Origin of the sequence: Pararhizobium sp. (assembly GCF_965279435.1) — a bacterium.
Taxonomy (GTDB): Bacteria; Pseudomonadota; Alphaproteobacteria; order Rhizobiales; family Rhizobiaceae; genus Pararhizobium.
Genome location: NZ_CBDIHY010000002.1, coordinates 112568 through 128337 on the forward strand (window position 1 = coordinate 112568; position 15770 = coordinate 128337).

At 59.5% G+C, this 15770-nt stretch carries 14 protein-coding genes; 5 read left to right on the forward strand and 9 right to left on the reverse strand.

The annotated features are described in order from the left end of the window. Nucleotides 1-11: 11 nt before the first annotated feature. Genes ACQY8Q_RS02090 through ACQY8Q_RS02100 form a run of 3 tightly spaced genes read right to left on the reverse strand, consistent with a single transcriptional unit; the run spans nucleotide 12 to nucleotide 2856 of the window. Nucleotides 12-1145, reverse strand: coding sequence for an extracellular solute-binding protein (locus ACQY8Q_RS02090; protein WP_428424182.1), 1134 nt, complete (start codon nucleotides 1143-1145; stop codon nucleotides 12-14). Continuing rightward, nucleotides 1142-2302, reverse strand: a complete 1161-nt coding sequence (locus ACQY8Q_RS02095; RefSeq protein WP_428424184.1) for a CaiB/BaiF CoA transferase family protein — start codon at nucleotides 2300-2302, stop codon at nucleotides 1142-1144. The genes ACQY8Q_RS02090 and ACQY8Q_RS02095 overlap by 4 nt, the downstream gene beginning before the upstream one ends. Then, nucleotides 2302-2856 carry a MaoC family dehydratase gene (locus tag ACQY8Q_RS02100; protein WP_428424186.1) on the reverse strand — a complete coding sequence of 185 codons (555 nt, stop codon included), beginning with the start codon at nucleotides 2854-2856 and terminating at the stop codon, nucleotides 2302-2304. The genes ACQY8Q_RS02095 and ACQY8Q_RS02100 overlap by 1 nt, the downstream gene beginning before the upstream one ends. A 398-nt stretch (nucleotides 2857-3254) precedes the next feature. Here ACQY8Q_RS02100 and ACQY8Q_RS02105 point away from each other — a divergent pair, with 398 nt between their 5' ends. Next, nucleotides 3255-3569, forward strand: coding sequence for a DUF6074 family protein (locus tag ACQY8Q_RS02105; RefSeq protein WP_428424188.1), 315 nt, complete (start codon nucleotides 3255-3257; stop codon nucleotides 3567-3569). 107 nt (nucleotides 3570-3676) lie between these two features. On the opposite strand, the gene ACQY8Q_RS02110 is transcribed toward ACQY8Q_RS02105, so the two are convergent. The 5 genes from ACQY8Q_RS02110 to ACQY8Q_RS02130 form a co-directional block, all read right to left on the reverse strand. Continuing rightward, nucleotides 3677-5263 carry a bifunctional aspartate transaminase/aspartate 4-decarboxylase gene (locus ACQY8Q_RS02110; RefSeq protein ID WP_428424190.1) on the reverse strand — a complete coding sequence of 529 codons (1587 nt, stop codon included), beginning with the start codon at nucleotides 5261-5263 and terminating at the stop codon, nucleotides 3677-3679. Between the two features lie 29 nt (nucleotides 5264-5292). After that, a complete protein-coding gene (gene aspT / locus ACQY8Q_RS02115; protein ID WP_428424192.1) occupies nucleotides 5293-6978 on the reverse strand; it encodes an aspartate-alanine antiporter in 1686 nt (561 codons plus the stop codon). A gap of 1134 nt (nucleotides 6979-8112) precedes the next feature. Continuing rightward, nucleotides 8113-8550 (reverse strand): RpiB/LacA/LacB family sugar-phosphate isomerase, encoded by a 438-nt coding sequence (locus tag ACQY8Q_RS02120; protein WP_428424194.1) that lies wholly within the window; start codon nucleotides 8548-8550, stop codon nucleotides 8113-8115. Nucleotides 8551-8577: 27 nt separating this feature from the next. Continuing rightward, nucleotides 8578-9345 (reverse strand): triose-phosphate isomerase, encoded by a 768-nt coding sequence (locus tag ACQY8Q_RS02125; protein WP_428424196.1) that lies wholly within the window; start codon nucleotides 9343-9345, stop codon nucleotides 8578-8580. Further along, nucleotides 9342-10127 carry a DeoR/GlpR family DNA-binding transcription regulator gene (locus ACQY8Q_RS02130; protein WP_428424198.1) on the reverse strand — a complete coding sequence of 262 codons (786 nt, stop codon included), beginning with the start codon at nucleotides 10125-10127 and terminating at the stop codon, nucleotides 9342-9344. Before ACQY8Q_RS02130 ends, ACQY8Q_RS02125 begins: the two co-directional genes overlap by 4 nt. A 290-nt stretch (nucleotides 10128-10417) precedes the next feature. On the opposite strand from ACQY8Q_RS02130, the gene pncB reads away from it, so the two are divergent. Then, nucleotides 10418-11722 (forward strand): nicotinate phosphoribosyltransferase, encoded by a 1305-nt coding sequence (pncB, locus tag ACQY8Q_RS02135; protein ID WP_428424200.1) that lies wholly within the window; start codon nucleotides 10418-10420, stop codon nucleotides 11720-11722. Nucleotides 11723-11830: 108 nt separating this feature from the next. Here pncB and ACQY8Q_RS02140 read toward each other — a convergent pair whose 3' ends face one another. Further along, nucleotides 11831-12094 carry a hypothetical protein gene (locus ACQY8Q_RS02140; protein WP_037110229.1) on the reverse strand — a complete coding sequence of 88 codons (264 nt, stop codon included), beginning with the start codon at nucleotides 12092-12094 and terminating at the stop codon, nucleotides 11831-11833. A gap of 128 nt (nucleotides 12095-12222) precedes the next feature. Between ACQY8Q_RS02140 and ACQY8Q_RS02145 the strand changes: the two genes are divergently transcribed. The 3 genes from ACQY8Q_RS02145 to ACQY8Q_RS02155 all read left to right on the forward strand — a co-directional run bounded on the left by ACQY8Q_RS02145 (nucleotide 12223) and on the right by ACQY8Q_RS02155 (nucleotide 15770). Beyond that, nucleotides 12223-12912: a TetR/AcrR family transcriptional regulator gene (locus tag ACQY8Q_RS02145; RefSeq protein ID WP_428425514.1), complete on the forward strand. Its 690-nt coding sequence runs from the start codon at nucleotides 12223-12225 to the stop codon at nucleotides 12910-12912. A gap of 141 nt (nucleotides 12913-13053) precedes the next feature. Further along, entirely contained in the window at nucleotides 13054-13875 is an 822-nt protein-coding gene (locus ACQY8Q_RS02150) for an N-formylglutamate amidohydrolase (protein ID WP_428424203.1), read from the forward strand. Next, nucleotides 13872-15770: a flavohemoglobin expression-modulating QEGLA motif protein gene (locus tag ACQY8Q_RS02155; RefSeq protein ID WP_428424205.1), complete on the forward strand. Its 1899-nt coding sequence runs from the start codon at nucleotides 13872-13874 to the stop codon at nucleotides 15768-15770. Before ACQY8Q_RS02150 ends, ACQY8Q_RS02155 begins: the two co-directional genes overlap by 4 nt.

A 15770-nucleotide genomic window follows, 5' to 3' on the forward strand; every position in this document is an offset into this window, starting at 1 on the left:
CGGCCTTCCCTCTATCGAAAGCTCTCTGCAAACAATCGGTTGAGGTCACCGACGACCGTCCTGCCAGGTTGGCGCTGCAACAGGCCTTCGTTCAAGCGGTCGGATGCCGATTGCTGGAACGCCATGTAACCATCGTGACGCGGGCGGACCCAGGCCCCATCGAGCGTCGCGCGGGTGGCGCAATAGAAGTCGGCGGTGGCGAGGTTGACGCCAGCATCTTTCCACGCGTCCGCGTGGCCGGGCTGTCCCCCCGCTGCGGCGTAATCGGCTTTCTGGACATCGCCGCTGGCGATCCAGTAGGCAAAGTCGACGGCGGCGTCCGGGTTCTTGGAGAAAGCCGAGACCGCAATGCCGGTTCCACCCAGCGCTGAGCCGACGGGCCCGCTTTTACCCGCTGGCGGAATATCACCGAAGTGGATGAGGCCCGGCCGGAAGTCCTTCACCGAATAGCTGACATAACCATAGATCAGCGGCGCCACCACGGCCGTTGTGCGCGGTTCTGCCATGCGTTCGAGCACCGCGATCGGGTCCATTTCGAAGCAGGCCGGATCGACCAGACCGGCGATCTCGCGCAGCATCTCGAAAACTTGGATGCCGGTCTCGATGTCAATCAGTTCGCCCGGACCCTCGACCGCGCAGGGCCGCCCGAGATTGCCGCTGAGCGTGTAAAAACTCATCAGCGAATGGGGCGGGCGCAGCGGAATGAGGACCTTCCCAGCCCGTGCCAGCTCCAGCACTTCTGTCCAATTGGCGGGCGGTGCGGCCTGCAAATCCGGCCGCCAGGCCTGCACCTGTGTTGCCGCATCGATCGGGAACGCCCATTGGCGGCCCTGCCAGGTATAGCTCGGATAGGATTGCCCGACGCTGGCGGCCGCTAATGCGGTTCGCTCGCTTTCGCGTCCGGTAATATCTAGCGGCAGCAGGCATTTCTCATCGGTGATCTGCCCGACATGCGGGTGATCGATGACGATGAGATCGAATTGCCGCGCCAGTTCCTCGACAGGAAATGTTTCGAAATCCTGCAGAGAACGTTTTTCCCATTCGACCCTGACGCCGGTTTCGCCGAACCAGCGGCTCGAGCAGGCGACCATCGGATCGTAGCCGCGCGGATGGTTCCAGGTCATGCCCTTGAGTGTGACAGTCATAGGCCGAACTCATCGCGAATAGCCTGGCTGTGTTCGCCGATGCGTGGTGCGGCGCGATCGACTTTGGCCCGCACACCGTTGACGCGGAGCGGCGAGCGGGTCGTCGTGATCGAAATATTGTCCTCGCGCGTGACCGTCTGCAGCATGTCGAGAACCTGAAAGCCCTCGCTCTCCAGAAGCTCGTTCCAGTTCAGCACGCGGGCGCACCAGATATCTGCCGGTTCGAGGATCGCCAGCCATTCATCGGTTGTCTTGGTGGCGATGCGCTTGGCGATCAGCGCCTTGATCTCGTCGCGGGCGGTAAACCAGGTGGATGAGTTGTCGCGGTAAGGCGCAAGCTCATCCATGCCGAGCAGGTCGGCGAGCTTGGGGATCGGCGTCATGGCGATGGCAAGATAGCCGTCGGCCGCGGCATAGACGCCATAAGGCGCCGAGAGATAGGCATGGGCGCTGCGGAAATTCGCCCGCTTCGGCAGCCGCCGGCCATCGTTGAGATGGGTCGTCAAAACCTCGAACTGGAAATCGACCAGTGCTTCAAGCAGGCTGGTCTCGACATGGCTGCCGGTGCCCTTGATGCTGCGCCGGACGAGCGCTGCGAGAATGCCTTGGGCAAGGGCTGCCCCGGCCAGCATGTCACCGATCGCCAGACCGAACGGAACGGGCCCCTGGTTCTCATCGCCATTCAGCCACATCACGCCAGAACGCGACTGCGCCAAGAGGTCCTGTCCCGGCCGCTTGACCCAGGGACCTTCCTCGCCATAGCCGCTGATCGATGCGTAGACGAGGCGCGGGTTGATTGCCTTGACTGCCTCGTAATCGAGCCCAAGCCGTTCGATGACGCCGGGCCGGAAGTTCTGGATCAGGACGTCGGCCTTGCCGAGCAAGGTCCGCAGCGCCGCGAGATCCTTTTCGTCCTTTAGGTCGATGGCAAGACTTTCCTTGGCCCGGTTGATCGCATGGAAGATGGTGGAATCGCCGCCGATCTCGGTGTCGCTGAGATAGAGACGCCGCGACAGGTCGCCGCCGTCGGGCCGCTCGATCTTGATGACCCGGGCGCCAAGATCCATCAGCCGCAGGGAGCAGTAGGGACCGGACAGGAACTGGCTGAGATCGACGACGATCAGGCCGGCGAGGGGAAGGTCGGTATCGGCTGACATTATTGTTTTTCCGTCTTGCCGGCAAAATCGGCCGGGTTCTTGTATTTCACGGTCTGCAGATGCTCGCAGTAGAGCACCAGCTCGCCTTCGCCCTTGAACACCTCGTAGCTGGCGCGGATCAGGCCCATGTCCTTGTAGCGCGGCCGCTTATCGAGGTTGGTGCGGATCGTGTAGATGGTGTCGCCGATGAACACTGGCTTGATGAAGCGCAGTTTGTCATAGCCATAGGAAAAGGCGTTGACGCAGTTGGTGGCGACAAGCCCGAGGCCGGCCGAGAACACGAACGCGCCGGCAATCAGCCGCTTGCCGAAAATGCCTTCGCGCTCGGCAAACATCTGGTCCTGCACATAAGGATGAATGTCGGTGACCAGCATGTTGAACATGTGGCTGTCACCCTCGGCCATGGTGCGCCGCAAAGAGCGAATGCGCTGGCCGACCGGCCAATCTTCATAGAGCCAGTTTTCAGCATTCCAGACCGGCAGCGCAGCATGGTCTGTCGGCATGTCCGAAGGATGGGTCGAGGAAACACCGACGGTTGGCGCAGCGGTGCTCATAGCGTGAACTCCGCGCAGATTGCTGCCGGATGAGTGTCGTCCATGTGCGTCCTCCAGTTTTCTTATGTAAAGAAGATTTTCACATATGGATGATTTTTGCAAGCGTCACCTTGTCCGATGTTGGCGCTTTCGATCGGCACCTGTCGGTGCCCCTTGAAAACAGAAGACGCCACGGTGCGGAGGGGAGTAGGGCCGGAGAGGGCTTAGTGCAGCGGTATGCACGCTGGCGGGCGGCTTCACCGTGTTGCTGGACATTGTCGACTGGCTCGGCCGGATCGACACGTTATCCCGCCCGATGTCGGCTTTTTGGGTGCTAAAATTGGCAAAGCCCGGCGCTGGATACGAAGCGTTAACTATATGCTTTGTAAATCAGAATCACCAACATGGAGAACCGCCTGATGAGTGCTGCGTTGATGGATGTGCGTTTTTCGGAAACGGAAGACCGGGTTGTGCCGTTCCCTCTGTCGGGACAGGCAAGCACCATCAGACGTTGCGCCCGCGAGCTGGAAAATGTCCATGGCGACGAGGCTCTGCAGTACTGGAAAACCGAGTGTCGTGCCTTGGCGGAGCGCTTGACCAATCTGGGCTGCTCTGAGGAAGCCGTGCGCAACCAGGTCATGTCTTTCCAGACAGAAGTCCAGGTGGAGATGATGCGGCGCTATTCCGATCGCCTGGCTGCTGAAGCTCAGGATGGGTACACTCTCAATTCCTGACACGCAGGCCCCGTCCGGTTACACATGCCGAGACTTGGACCCCTCCGATCGGGGCGCAAAAAAGGGCAGCGGTAGCTGCCCTTTTGCCGTTTCGAGGACCTACTCCGTCACTTCTTGCTCTTGAACTGCGCATAATATTCATCGGCCATTGCGCGCAGCGAGCGGCCGATGGCGGCGTATTCGAATTCGTTGAGATTGGCGAGCGAAGCGCGTCCGGTGGCCTGTTGCGTACCGAAGCCCTTGCCGGGCAGGAGCACGATACCGGTCTCGTCTGCGATGCGGAACAAAAGTTCATTATTGGCGAAGGCGCCCTTCAGCCAGTTCGCAAATTCGTCGCCGTAGAGCTTACGCGAAATTACCTCGAGATCGAGCAGGGTATAGTAGTCGACGGAGTTTTCGTTCTGCTCTGGCTCCACGCCAAGTTCGCGGTAGAGAGCCGCTTCGCGCTTGCGGATGACCTTCTTCAGCGTCGCCTTGTAATTGTCGTTCTCGTCCATAAGCGCAAACAGTGAAAACAGCACCATCTGGATCTGCTGCGGCGTCGAAAGACCGGCCGTGTGGTTGAGCGCCACGGTGCGGCTGTCGGCGACGAGGCGGTCGATGAACTTCAGCGTCGAGACGTCCGGCAGCAGCGATCCATAGCGGCGATCCAGAGCCTTCTTGGCGTCTTTCGGAAGCGCCTTCAGCTTGGTATCGAGAACGTTTTCCTTTTGCGTGGCGATGACGCCGAGGCGCCAGCCGGTCGCACCGAAATACTTCGAATAGGAATAGACGAGAATGGTGTTGTTGGGGCACATCGCGAAGATCGATTGGAAATCGTCGGCGAAGGTGCCGTAGACGTCGTCCGTCAGAATGATCAGATCCTGACGCTCTTCCTTGACGATCTTTGCAATCTTGTCGAGGCTGCGTTGATCGAGCTTCACCGAAGGCGGGTTGCTGGGGTTGATCAGGAAGAACACCTTGATGGCGGGATCGCGCAGCTTTTCGATTTCCGAATCCGGATACTGCCAGCCCATTTCAGGATCGGCATTGAGTGCCACTTCCTCAAGTCCGTACTCATCGAGCTCCGGGATTTCGATGTAAGGCGTGAAGACCGGCATGCCGATCGCCACCTTGTCGCCGCGCTTTACGATACCGTTTTGCTTCAACGTGTTGAAGACATAGGTCATCGCCGCGGTGCCGCCTTCTGTCGCAAAGACGTCGATGCTGCTCGGAGGAAGATGACCGCCGACCATTTCCTTGACGATATAGTGGCTGACGATCTCCTCGCTGATTTTCAACATGCGTGGCGGGACGGGATAATTGCAGCCGAGGATGCCCTCGACCATCTCGTGCAGGAAGCCCGAGGCCGAAAGGCCGAGCTGGTCGCGTACATAGGAAAGCGCTCGCTGCAGGAAGGCCACGCCGGCCTGATCGCGGTTTTCGGTGGTATAGCGCTCAAAGCGGGCCTCGATGCCCTCGATGTTTGGGAGGCCACCGATCCATTTCTGCATATAGGAATAGGAAAGCTCGGATTCGGAGGCTGCAAACAGACCGAGCCGGAAGAAGGCACGGCGCGGCAGGGTCGCCATGAAATTCGGGTTGCCTCGGCCGGCATTCAGCATCAACCGGTTTTCACGGGAAGAGGCCAGCTTGATCAGTTCGTCCTTGAGCTCGAACGGGCTCAGTTTCGCAAATCTGCTGTAGTCGGTCATCGGTTTCACTCCTTGCTAAGTCACATGGATCAGACGAAGGCGACGACGAGCGGGCCAAGCAGCGTCAGGAAGACGTTGGCCAGCGCGTAGGTAATGGCGAAGGGTGTGGTGGGGACGGTATTTCCAGCCTTGTCGAGGATTTCCCCGAAGGCAGGGTTGGCACTGCGCGACCCGGAAAGCGCGCCGGCGAAGATGGCGGTGTTGTCGTAGCGCAGGATATAGCGGCCGACGAGCATGGTGATGATCAGCGGCAGGATGGTGACGACAACGCCGATCAGGAAGATCGAAATGCCGTTTGCAGCGATCGTGTGCACGGCCTGCTGACCCGATTGCAATCCGACAACGGCAACGAAACCGGCCAGACCGAGATCGCGCAGAAGTGTCGAGGCTGCTGTCGGCATGTTGCCGAGCGTCATGTTGCGGCTGCGGTACCAGCCGAACGCAAGACCGGCGAGCAGGGCGCCACCACCGCTGCCAAGTGTCAGCGGGATGGAGCCGATGCGAATGACCGCAAGCCCGACGAGCAGGCCGACAACGATGCCCAGCCCGTGAAAGACGAAATCGGTCTTGTCGCTGGGGGTGATCACGGTGCCGACGCGCTTGGCGATGCGCTGCAGGTCTTCCTGCAGCCCGTGCACGGTGACAAGGTCACCAGCCTCGATGCGTGTGTCGGCCACCAGCGTCAGCGGATTGCCGCCACGTTTGACCTGCAGAACGAAAACGCCATGGCGCAGTTCCTTGGTCGCCTCGATGATTTCGGCAACCGTTTTGCCGGCAAACTCCTTGTTGCCGACGACGACGTCCCGTGTTGCCACGACCATATCCATGCCGTCGGACGATTGGGTTTCAGGTCCGATCGTGTTTGCCATGCCGACCACGCCGGCGCGGCGGCCGACGACGAGGATGATGTCATCGGTTTGCAATTTGAGATCGGGCTCGACACCGATGATGGCGCCCCCGCGTTTGACCCGCTCTATGGCAAGGGCTGCCCCGGTTGCGCCTGCCTCAATTTCGCCGATGGTGCGGCCGGCAGCCTGCTTGACCTGGAACAGCCGTCCGACGAGATCGGGCAGGGCCGGGGTCTCGCCGGGGCCATAGACCTTGGCTCCGGCCAGCATTTCGGCTTCGGCCTTGACAGCATCGTCGCGAATGCTGCGGCCCATGAACCAGGGCAGGATATTGACGCAAACGATGATCGCCCCGAAGGAGCCGAAAATATAGGTGACCGCATAGCCGATGGCGACGTTTGCCTGCAGGCGCTGCGTCTCATCGGCGGCAAGACCGAGCTTGCCGATTGCCGAACTGGCAGTGCCGATGATCGCCGATTGGGTAAGACCACCGGCGGCGATGCCTGCAGCCAGTCCCTTATCGAGACCGAACATCTTGGCCAGCACAACGACGGTTAAAAGCCCGCTGATGGCAAGGACGCCGGCCATGACGATCTCGCGGATCGACTTGCGCCCGAGTGAGCGGAAGAACTGCGGCCCGCTCTCGAAGCCGACAGCATAGATGAACAGCGCGAAGAGAACGGCCTTGATGCCATTGTCGATGGTGATGCCGATTTGGCTGAGCACGACCGCAACCAGAAGCGAGCCGGCGACACCGCCGAGCTGGAATTTTCCGAACTGGAATTTGCCGATCCAGTAGCCGCCCGCCAATGATAGAAACAGAGCAATTTCAGGAGATTGATGAAAAATCGATTGCAGGAATGACATAGGCCCCTCCGTATCAATGCCGCTTGTGCGCTGGCACCTGATCAGAAACGAGGGTTGCGATGGGGTCAAGAAAAAACTTGAGCGGGAAGATTAACGCACTTTCGGTTTTGTGCAGATTTGAGACTCATTGCCAAAAAAATGCGGCGGGGCGGGGGTTTGATATAGGGCATACCGGTTCTTCCTCGTATCGGCTGATCGGGACGGCAGCAGGAAACATCCCCGCGCGGTGTCCGCCGTGGGTTTGAAAAGCATGCACTCAATCGGACGGGGCACTGGAAACCGCCTCTAATGAGTAAATATGTTTGACGCTTTCCAGCGCCCCGTTTGGCGTTCTCTCGGGAGCTTTCCTCCCTACAGACCCCGACTGCGGATTCTCTGACCCGGGACGATCGTCGCGACATAGGGTTCCGGTTCCGGCGTTGAGCATCACGGTTCCGGTACATCACGCGTCTCGACCCGGCATGTGCATCACACAGATGCGCCCGCCCCAGAAGGACAGGGGGAATCCATTTTCCGGGGGCTCTCCTTCCGGTCCGCCTGACGTTCGCAGCCTCCTCATCGGAGACCACGAGGCTTTACGTGGAGCGCCAGCCCTGCCTCGCCGCAAACGTCTTGCGGTGCATCCGTGACAGAACACCATGATCATCACACGGTTTTTCAGGGCGGGGATTTGCGGGGATGATGATTTCGGAAAAACTGTTCGATTTCAACGCGCGGACATGTAGCGTCCCGTTTGAATATCCCCGACGGTCGGGGAAAACATGTTTTTGAGACTGGACGCGAAAGCTCCCGGCCGCCTCGCACGATCTGCACAGGGCACCGGACATTTTCGCCGGGCGTTCGGGCTGCTGTCAAACACTGAAATCGGTGATCTGCCGAGCCGACGTCTGTCGGGTCAAAAGACTCTTTCAGACCAAGGGCTTGGGCTGGCTGGATCTCTGTGACATCCCTCGGGTCGAGCCCGAGGACAGAGATGACGGAAGATATGGTAATCGCGTAATTTCCCAAGTGATCATCAAATGGTGAAAATGACTTTGTCAGCAAACAAAAACGCCCGGCATTTTCGCCGGGCGTTCATTCTGCAGGACATGAGGGAGGATCTACATATTCTGCGGAAAGGGTTTGATCACAGCGTCACTTGCCGGCGTCGAGACGGTCGATGGCCTCGACGTTGCCGGCCGACGAGCCGTTCGGATCGAATTCGGATTCCAGCCACTTGTCGACGATGGCCTTGGCCAGTTCCGGCCCGATGACGCGGGCGCCCATGGTGATGATCTGGGCGTTGTTGGACTTGGCGGCGCGCTCGGCCGAATAGGTGTCGTGGGTGAGGGCTGCGCGGATGCCCGGCACCTTGTTGGCGGAGATCGAGACGCCAATGCCGGTGCCGCAGATCAGGATACCGCGGTCGTTCTGACCGTTGACGATGGTTTCGGCCAGGCCCTTGGACAGGTCGGCATAAAAGCCGGACTGGCTCAGATTGCTGACTTCAAGGCCGGTCTTGGTGGCGAGATGCGCTTCGATGATGTCGAGAAGCGGCTTGCCTGCGCTGTCGGCGCCGATTGCGATTTTCATGGCTGTATCCTTCCGTTGACTGTTGTTTCAGAGCGCCGAGGCGACGCGTTTCAGGATGTCGAGATAGCCTGCGATGTCCCAGGCCGAGCGTCCGATGAACAGGCCGTCGATATGCGGCTTGGCAATCAGCTCCTCGCAATTGCCGGGATTAACGCTGCCGCCGTAGAGAACCGGTACGGAAACGCCAAGGCTGGCCTTGGCCCACTCGGCGATCAGGGCGTGGCGCTCATCGGCATAATCGGATGAGGCGGGAATGCCGTTGACACCGATTGCCCAGACCGGTTCGTAGGCAAGCAACACCGGCTTGGCCTTGTCGGCTCCTTCGAGCAGCGCAAGAGCGCCTTCGACCTGGCGGCGCAGGACGATGTCTGCTTGGCCCGCCTCACGCTCCGCCAGCGTCTCGCCGATGCAGATCAGCGGGATCAGGCCATGCCGGACAGCAGCGGCTGTCTTCAAACCCACCGTTCGGTCCGTCTCGCCAAAATGTTCGCGCCGTTCGCTGTGGCCAAGCTCGACGATATCGAGATTGCAATCCTTGAGCATGACCGGTGAAATTTCACCGGTCCAGGCGCCGGCATCGTCCCAGTGCATGTTCTGCGCGCCGACCTTGACGCTGGTTGCGGCAAGCCGCTCCTTCACCTGACGGGTCGCTGTGAAGGGCGGAATGACGAAACGCTGGACGCGGTTGTCGCGCGTCGCGTCGGCCTCCGCCAATCCGTCGGCAAAGACCATCGCTTCGGCGAGTGTCTTGTTCATTTTCCAGCTGGTTCCAACCCAGACCGATGTTTTTGTCATGCTGTTTCCTCTGCGGTTTTGCCGCTAATCTTCTGAAGCTTGATGCCGGCCTCCTTGAGGCCCTGCTCGACGGACGCTTCGATTTCCGCGCCGGTCAGGACCATGTCGAACGCCTCGAGCCCGGTCAGGAAGTGCAGGGCGGATTTGCCGAATTTGCCGTGATCGACAAGCAGGACGGCCCGCGCCGCCGACTTCATCATCTGGCGTTTGGTCTGGACGACTTCCTGATCCTGATGGAAGGCGGATGCACCATGGATGGCGGAGCTCGACAGGAAAGCCGTGTCGGCCCGCAGCGAGCGCAGGGCCTCTTCCGTGGTAATGCCGAAAAACCCGTTGAATTTTTTTGAATACTGGCCGCCCAGCGAAATCACGTCGATGCCGGCGACGGCCGCCAGCTTGTTGATCACACCGAGATTGTTAGTGATGACCGTCAACGGCCGGATATCCTTGAGGTACTCGGCTATGCCACCGGCCGTCGATCCGTCGTCGATAATGATGATCTGGCCGGGCTCGATCAGCGTTGCCGCATGCTGCGCCAGCCGCCGCTTTTCTTCCGCAGCAATTTTTTCACGATAGCGGAAATCGCTTTCGAACTGGGGACTCGACTGGATCGAAGCGCCACCATGCACCTTGCGCAACAGGCCGGCCTGTTCGAGATCGTCGAGATCGCGGTGCACGGTCATCTTGCTGACGACGAACCGCCCGGCGAGGTCCTCGACCGAAGCCGAGCCCGTTTCCATCAGGATATCCATGATCGCCTGGCGCCGGTCTTCGGGCTTCATCGGAGTGCTTTCGCGCGGTTTGGTACTGCCCTGAAGATAACGATCTCTATGAGAATTTCAACCATATACATGGTGTTTTGTGATATTTTATTGTTATAGTGTGATTTCTCCTAGTCCCATGCTCGGCGGCAAACGCACCCCTGTCGGGCTTTCTTCTTTTGGAGATTTGCTTTGTTGCATCAATCTGTTGCGGCAAGGCCGAATGCCGTGTCATGACTGCAGGGTGAACCATGCGCATAGTGATGCACCGCGCGCATCGCCCTTGAGTGCCGGAGCGGGAGAGACCTTTCATGACCAAGACCGACATCGCTCGCCGGGTCTACAACAATGCCTGGAAACTCGATCCAGTCGTGCGCAGCCTGCTCGATACGGATTTCTACAAGCTTTTGATGCTGCAGATGATCTGGCGCCTCTATCCGGAGGTCGATGCAACCTTCTCGGTGATCAATCGCACCAAGACAGTCCTGTTGACCGACGAGATCGACGAGCAGGAACTGCGCGAGCAACTGGATTATGTCCGAGGCCTGCGGTTCACCAAGAAGGAAATGATCTGGCTCGCCGGCAATACGTTTTATGGCAAGAAGCAGATCTTCGCCCCGGATTTCCTCGCCTGGCTCGCCGATTTCCAGCTGCCCGACTACGAACTATCCCGCAAGCATGGCCAGTACGAGTTGACCTTCCCCGGCAAGTGGACCCACACGACGATGTGGGAAATCCCGGCGCTGGCGATCATCAACGAATTGCGCTCCCGCACCGCGATGAAGGACATGGGGCCGTTCGCGCTCGATGTGCTTTATGCGCGCGCAAAGGCCAAGATGTGGTCGAAGGTCGAGCAGCTCAAGGCCCATCCGGACCTGCGCATCTCCGACTTCGGCACCCGCCGCCGCCATAGCTTCCTGTGGCAGCGCTGGTGCGTCGAGGCGCTGAAGGAAGGCATTGGCAAGTCGTTTTCCGGCACCAGCAATGTGCTGCTCGCCATGGATACCGATCTCGAAGCGCTCGGCACCAACGCACACGAGCTGCCGATGGTCGTGGCGGCGCTGGCGCGCAACGATCAGGAGCTCGGCCTGGCGCCGTACAAGGTTCTGCAGGACTGGAACCAGCTCTATGGTGGCAACCTGCTGATCGTTCTGCCCGATGCCTTCGGCACAGCGGCTTTTCTGCGAAATGCGCCCGATTGGGTTGCCGACTGGACCGGCTTTCGTCCCGACAGCGCGCCGCCGATCGAGGGCGGTGAGAAGATCATTGCCTGGTGGAACAGGATGGGCCGCGATCCCACGGAAAAGCTGCTGATCTTCTCGGATGGCCTGGATGTCGAAACGATTTTGGAAACCTACCGGCATTTCCAGGGACGGGTGCGCATGAGTTTCGGTTGGGGAACCAACCTGACGAATGATTTTGCCGGTTGCGCCCCGACCCAGATCAGCGGTCTCAATCCGATTTCCATCGTCTGCAAGGTCAGTGATGCCAACGGTCATGCTGCCGTCAAGCTGTCGGACAATCCGCGCAAGGCGACGGGCGAGCCTTCCGAGGTCGAGCGCTATCTCAAGTTCTTTGGAACGGAAGATTTTGCCGAGTTGGACGTCAAGGTCTGAGCGCGCGCCGCCGATCATGTCCACAAACAAAAACCCAGCCGGCGGAGGTGCCCGGCTGGGTCTGTTTGCGCATTCTGTTGGGGGATGCGCTGGGAGAACTAGTTTTCGTTACGCGCTCATGCGTAAGCAGTCGGAGCGCGAAGCGAGCGGGTGGACCATCGACAGCAGGCGGCGCTTGGGAGCCGCCAGCAGGTTGGCCGTATGATTTTTGGCGCTCACCGTTCCCGGCTGCATCTGGCGAAGCGCGCTGGCAGCGGAATAGAGAAGCGTTTTCATTTCATTGGTCGTGACGCCATCCGCACGCATAACGGCACGGATCATCGGGTCTGTCAGGACCTCATGGATGGTCAGATCGCTGTTTGCCTGGTGCATTGGGGTATTCCTTCAGGTTCATCGTCTTTTCCGGCGGGCGGATCCCGTCCGGTGTCTTAACCTTGACATCGTTGCAGTGTGGTGTTACCAGTAAGTAACATTTGAATAGTTACCGACCGGTCACACCTATGTCAAGAAGTCTCGTCAATAAAAACGTAAAATCCGTATCGTCTCCGAAACCGGCAGATGTAAGGCTGGAAAATGGTGACGGTGTGCAGGCGCGCCAAGCACCGCGAGATCGTATTGTTTCAACAGCTTGTGAGCTGTTTCGGCAACACGGCATTCGCGGTATCGGCGTCGATGCGATCGCTGAGGCGGCCGAGACCAACAAGATGACGCTCTACCGTCATTTCGGCTCGAAAGACGACCTTATTTGCGAGGCATTGCGGTTCACGTCGGAGAAAACCGCAGCTTTTTGGGACCAACTCGAGGCCTCCCATCCAAACGATCCGATGGCCCAGCTTCATAGCTGGGTGAAAGCCCGGGCGCAGTGTCTGGCCGACAATAAATATGGCTGTGACCTTGCCAATGCGGCGGTTGAACTCAAGGAACAGGGTCATCCGGCCCATGCGGTGATCGAAAACTTCAAGCTTGCCCAACAACGGCGTCTTGAAAAGCTCTGTCGCGATGCTGGCGTGAGTGAGCCGGAGCTGCTCTCCGATACCCTGTCGATGCTGATGGAGGGTGCGCAGGTGAGCAAGCTTGCGAGCGGTAGCGAAGGCCCGTCCATGCGCTTCATGCGCGCCTGCGAGGCCGCCATCGCCTCTTTCCGCCAGCCGGTAAAGAATACAGCCGAAGCAGTCGGCTCCGAAGTCTAAAGTTCCGCCTGTACGATCCTGCTCGCATAGGCTGATCGCTGTTCACATCGAAGCTTTCGATGGAACAAACTTGCGTCGCGTCCATTTACCCGTTGATTGAAAAGCGCAGCTCCGACGCTGCCCGTCAACGAGAAGGACGGCATGCCCCCTTTCCAGGAATTCATTGTCGATCCGGACCCTGCGGACTGGTGGTCTGCCCATCGCGGCGCCTCACCGATTATCGGCACGGCTATTCACAATGGTCTTCATATCCGCAGTGACTTGCAGGACTTCCTTGGTCTCAGCGCCGATCAGCGGCTGCGGGAAGAGGATCCGTTCACCGAGTTCTTCATTCGCGATCTGCTTAACCGCATCGTCTTCCACCGCTCCCGCTTCGAGATCGATATCAACCGTGCCCGCGAGGGTGCGATCTATCTCACTCCGGAACAGGCCTGGGGATTGAAGGTCTGGGCGCAGAAATTGCCGGATCATGCCATCGCATCCTCGCTTGGCGTGCACGACGCCTATTATGCCATGCTGGAAACCTATCTCCGGGGTATCGAACAACAATACGGCGCCTTCGTCCTTCTCGACATGCACAGTTACAATCATCGCCGCGAGGGGCCCAACGGTCCCGAAACGCCTTTCGAAAAGGCGCCGCAGATCAACATCGGCACGTCCTCGATGGATCGCGAGCGCTGGGCGCCGGTGCTGGATGCCTTCATCGAACAGTTGCGCAGCTTTGAATTTCGCGGTCAGCATATGGATGTGCGGGAAAACGTCGCCTTTCAGGGCAAGGGCGAGCAGACGCGTTTCGTCCACGAACGGTTCCCGGAAACCGGTTGCGCCATCGCCATCGAGTTCAAGAAGTTCTTCATGGACGAGTGGACCGGCGAGCCGGACATCGAAGCGCTGAAAGCCATGCGGGAAATGATCCGTCTGTCACTGCCTGTTCTGCACGAGACTTTGCGAGCGCGGTCATGACCAGCCCGCGCCGCAAACATGGCGATACCAACGCCAGCCATTCACCATGGCTGGAAGACATCCTCGACTGCATCCGGACGGACAAATCGGTGCGCAAGGATTTCGACAATGGCGGCCGCCTTCACATCGATCGGCCATTGCCCTTCCTGTCCGTCCATATCGGCAGGGGCAGGGACGATCTTGCGGCAAGAGACATCGCCGCTGCCAATGCGTCCTATCTGGTGGTTGATGACATCGAGGAAGCCTTGCCGATCATCGAGGCGGTCGGGGCACTTCTCAGTGAGCGCTTTGGCGCGTTCCTGCTGCTGGACATCGACGAACTCGATCATGACACACTGATTACCGACGATGCGCCCTACCTTCCACCTTTCGAAATCAGGATCGCGTCGACGGACGACGTTGCGGCGCAAAAAGCTGCGGCCGCACTGGCCGAAGGCACCGATATCCGCCAGGTGAAGTTCCGCACGCCGCATATCAACTGGTTCGACATCAAAACGGACGCCCAGGCAGCAAGGTTGATCGAGCAGACCGGCTTTCCCCTGGTCGCCGTCCGGTTCGCGCCGATCTACCGGCAGCCGGAATCCGGAAATATTTACCCCGATCTGCGCGAGCGCCTTGTTGCCAATATCTTTGACGCCGGTTTGAAGGCTTTTGCGGCGTTTGTCGGCGTAACCCAAAGTCTGAAATTGACGACGCACCGGGCGCTGGGCCGCAAGGCTTTTGTCGATGCCGTTACCCGCGCCGACCGCAGCATCGATGATGTGGCTTCCAGCTTTGATTTCCTGCTGGCCGTCACGCCGATCAATACCGAAGCTGCCTGGCAGGCGTTCAAGACGGGCAAGTTCAAGCAGGAGCCGCTATTCCTCTACCGGCCGCTCTCCGTGCAGGTTGAGACCGAAAAACGGAAACTGTTTTCCGTGGCTTTCGACCGCTTCGAGGACCCGGTCCTCTACCATCTCTACCGGGAAAAGCAGCAGGAACTTGACCTGCAACTGTCGCTGATCTCGGCGCGCGAAACCGGCCGCTTCGTCGAATATGGCCGTGCCCTCTATGGCCCGGTAGAACCATCGCTCTATCGAGTGGCCACTGAAATCCTGGCAAAAACGGCGGTACTCGCCAATGATGGCGATGATATCGAGAGCGATCCGGAGACAGCCGATTGCGACGAAGTCGAAGCTGCGGCCCGTGCGATGATTGCGGATTATCAACGGCAATATCCGGGTTTTGCGGCTGAGGTCGAACTGCGCGACGACCTGCCGTCCGGCATGCTGGTTTCGGGTGAACGTCTGCTGATTTCGCGCCAGACGCTGATGCCGAGAGGCCGTGTGCACGCGCTTTTGAGCCACGAGATCGGCGTGCATCTCCTCACCTATTTCAACGGCTCGGCGCAGGGGCTGCGACTGTTCCGGTCAGGCCTCGCCGGCTATGAGGGCATGCAGGAAGGCCTTGCCGTATTCTCCGAATACATGGCCGGCGGCATGACCGTCGGGCGGCTACGCCTGATAGCAGCCCGGGTCGTTGCCTGTTCGGCGATGCTGGAAGGGCGGCCGTTTACCGAGACTTACGGCGTACTTGTCGGCGAACACAGGTTCGGTCCGGTCGCCGCCTTCCATCTGGCCATGCGGCTCTATCGCGGCGGCGGGCTCGCCAAGGACGCGATTTACCTGCGTGGCCTACTGGAATTGCTCAGCCATCTGAAATCCGGCGGTGCGCTTGATCCATTCTGGATGGGCAAGATTTCCGCCTCGCATTTCCGGGTGATGCAGGAATTGAGCCTGCGCGGCCTGCTCAAGGCGCCGGTCATCCGCCCTGCCTTTCTCACCCATCCGCAAGCACAAGCCCGCCTCGACAAGGCGCGGGCAGGACTGAACCCCCTGGATATGATCATCAGTTAG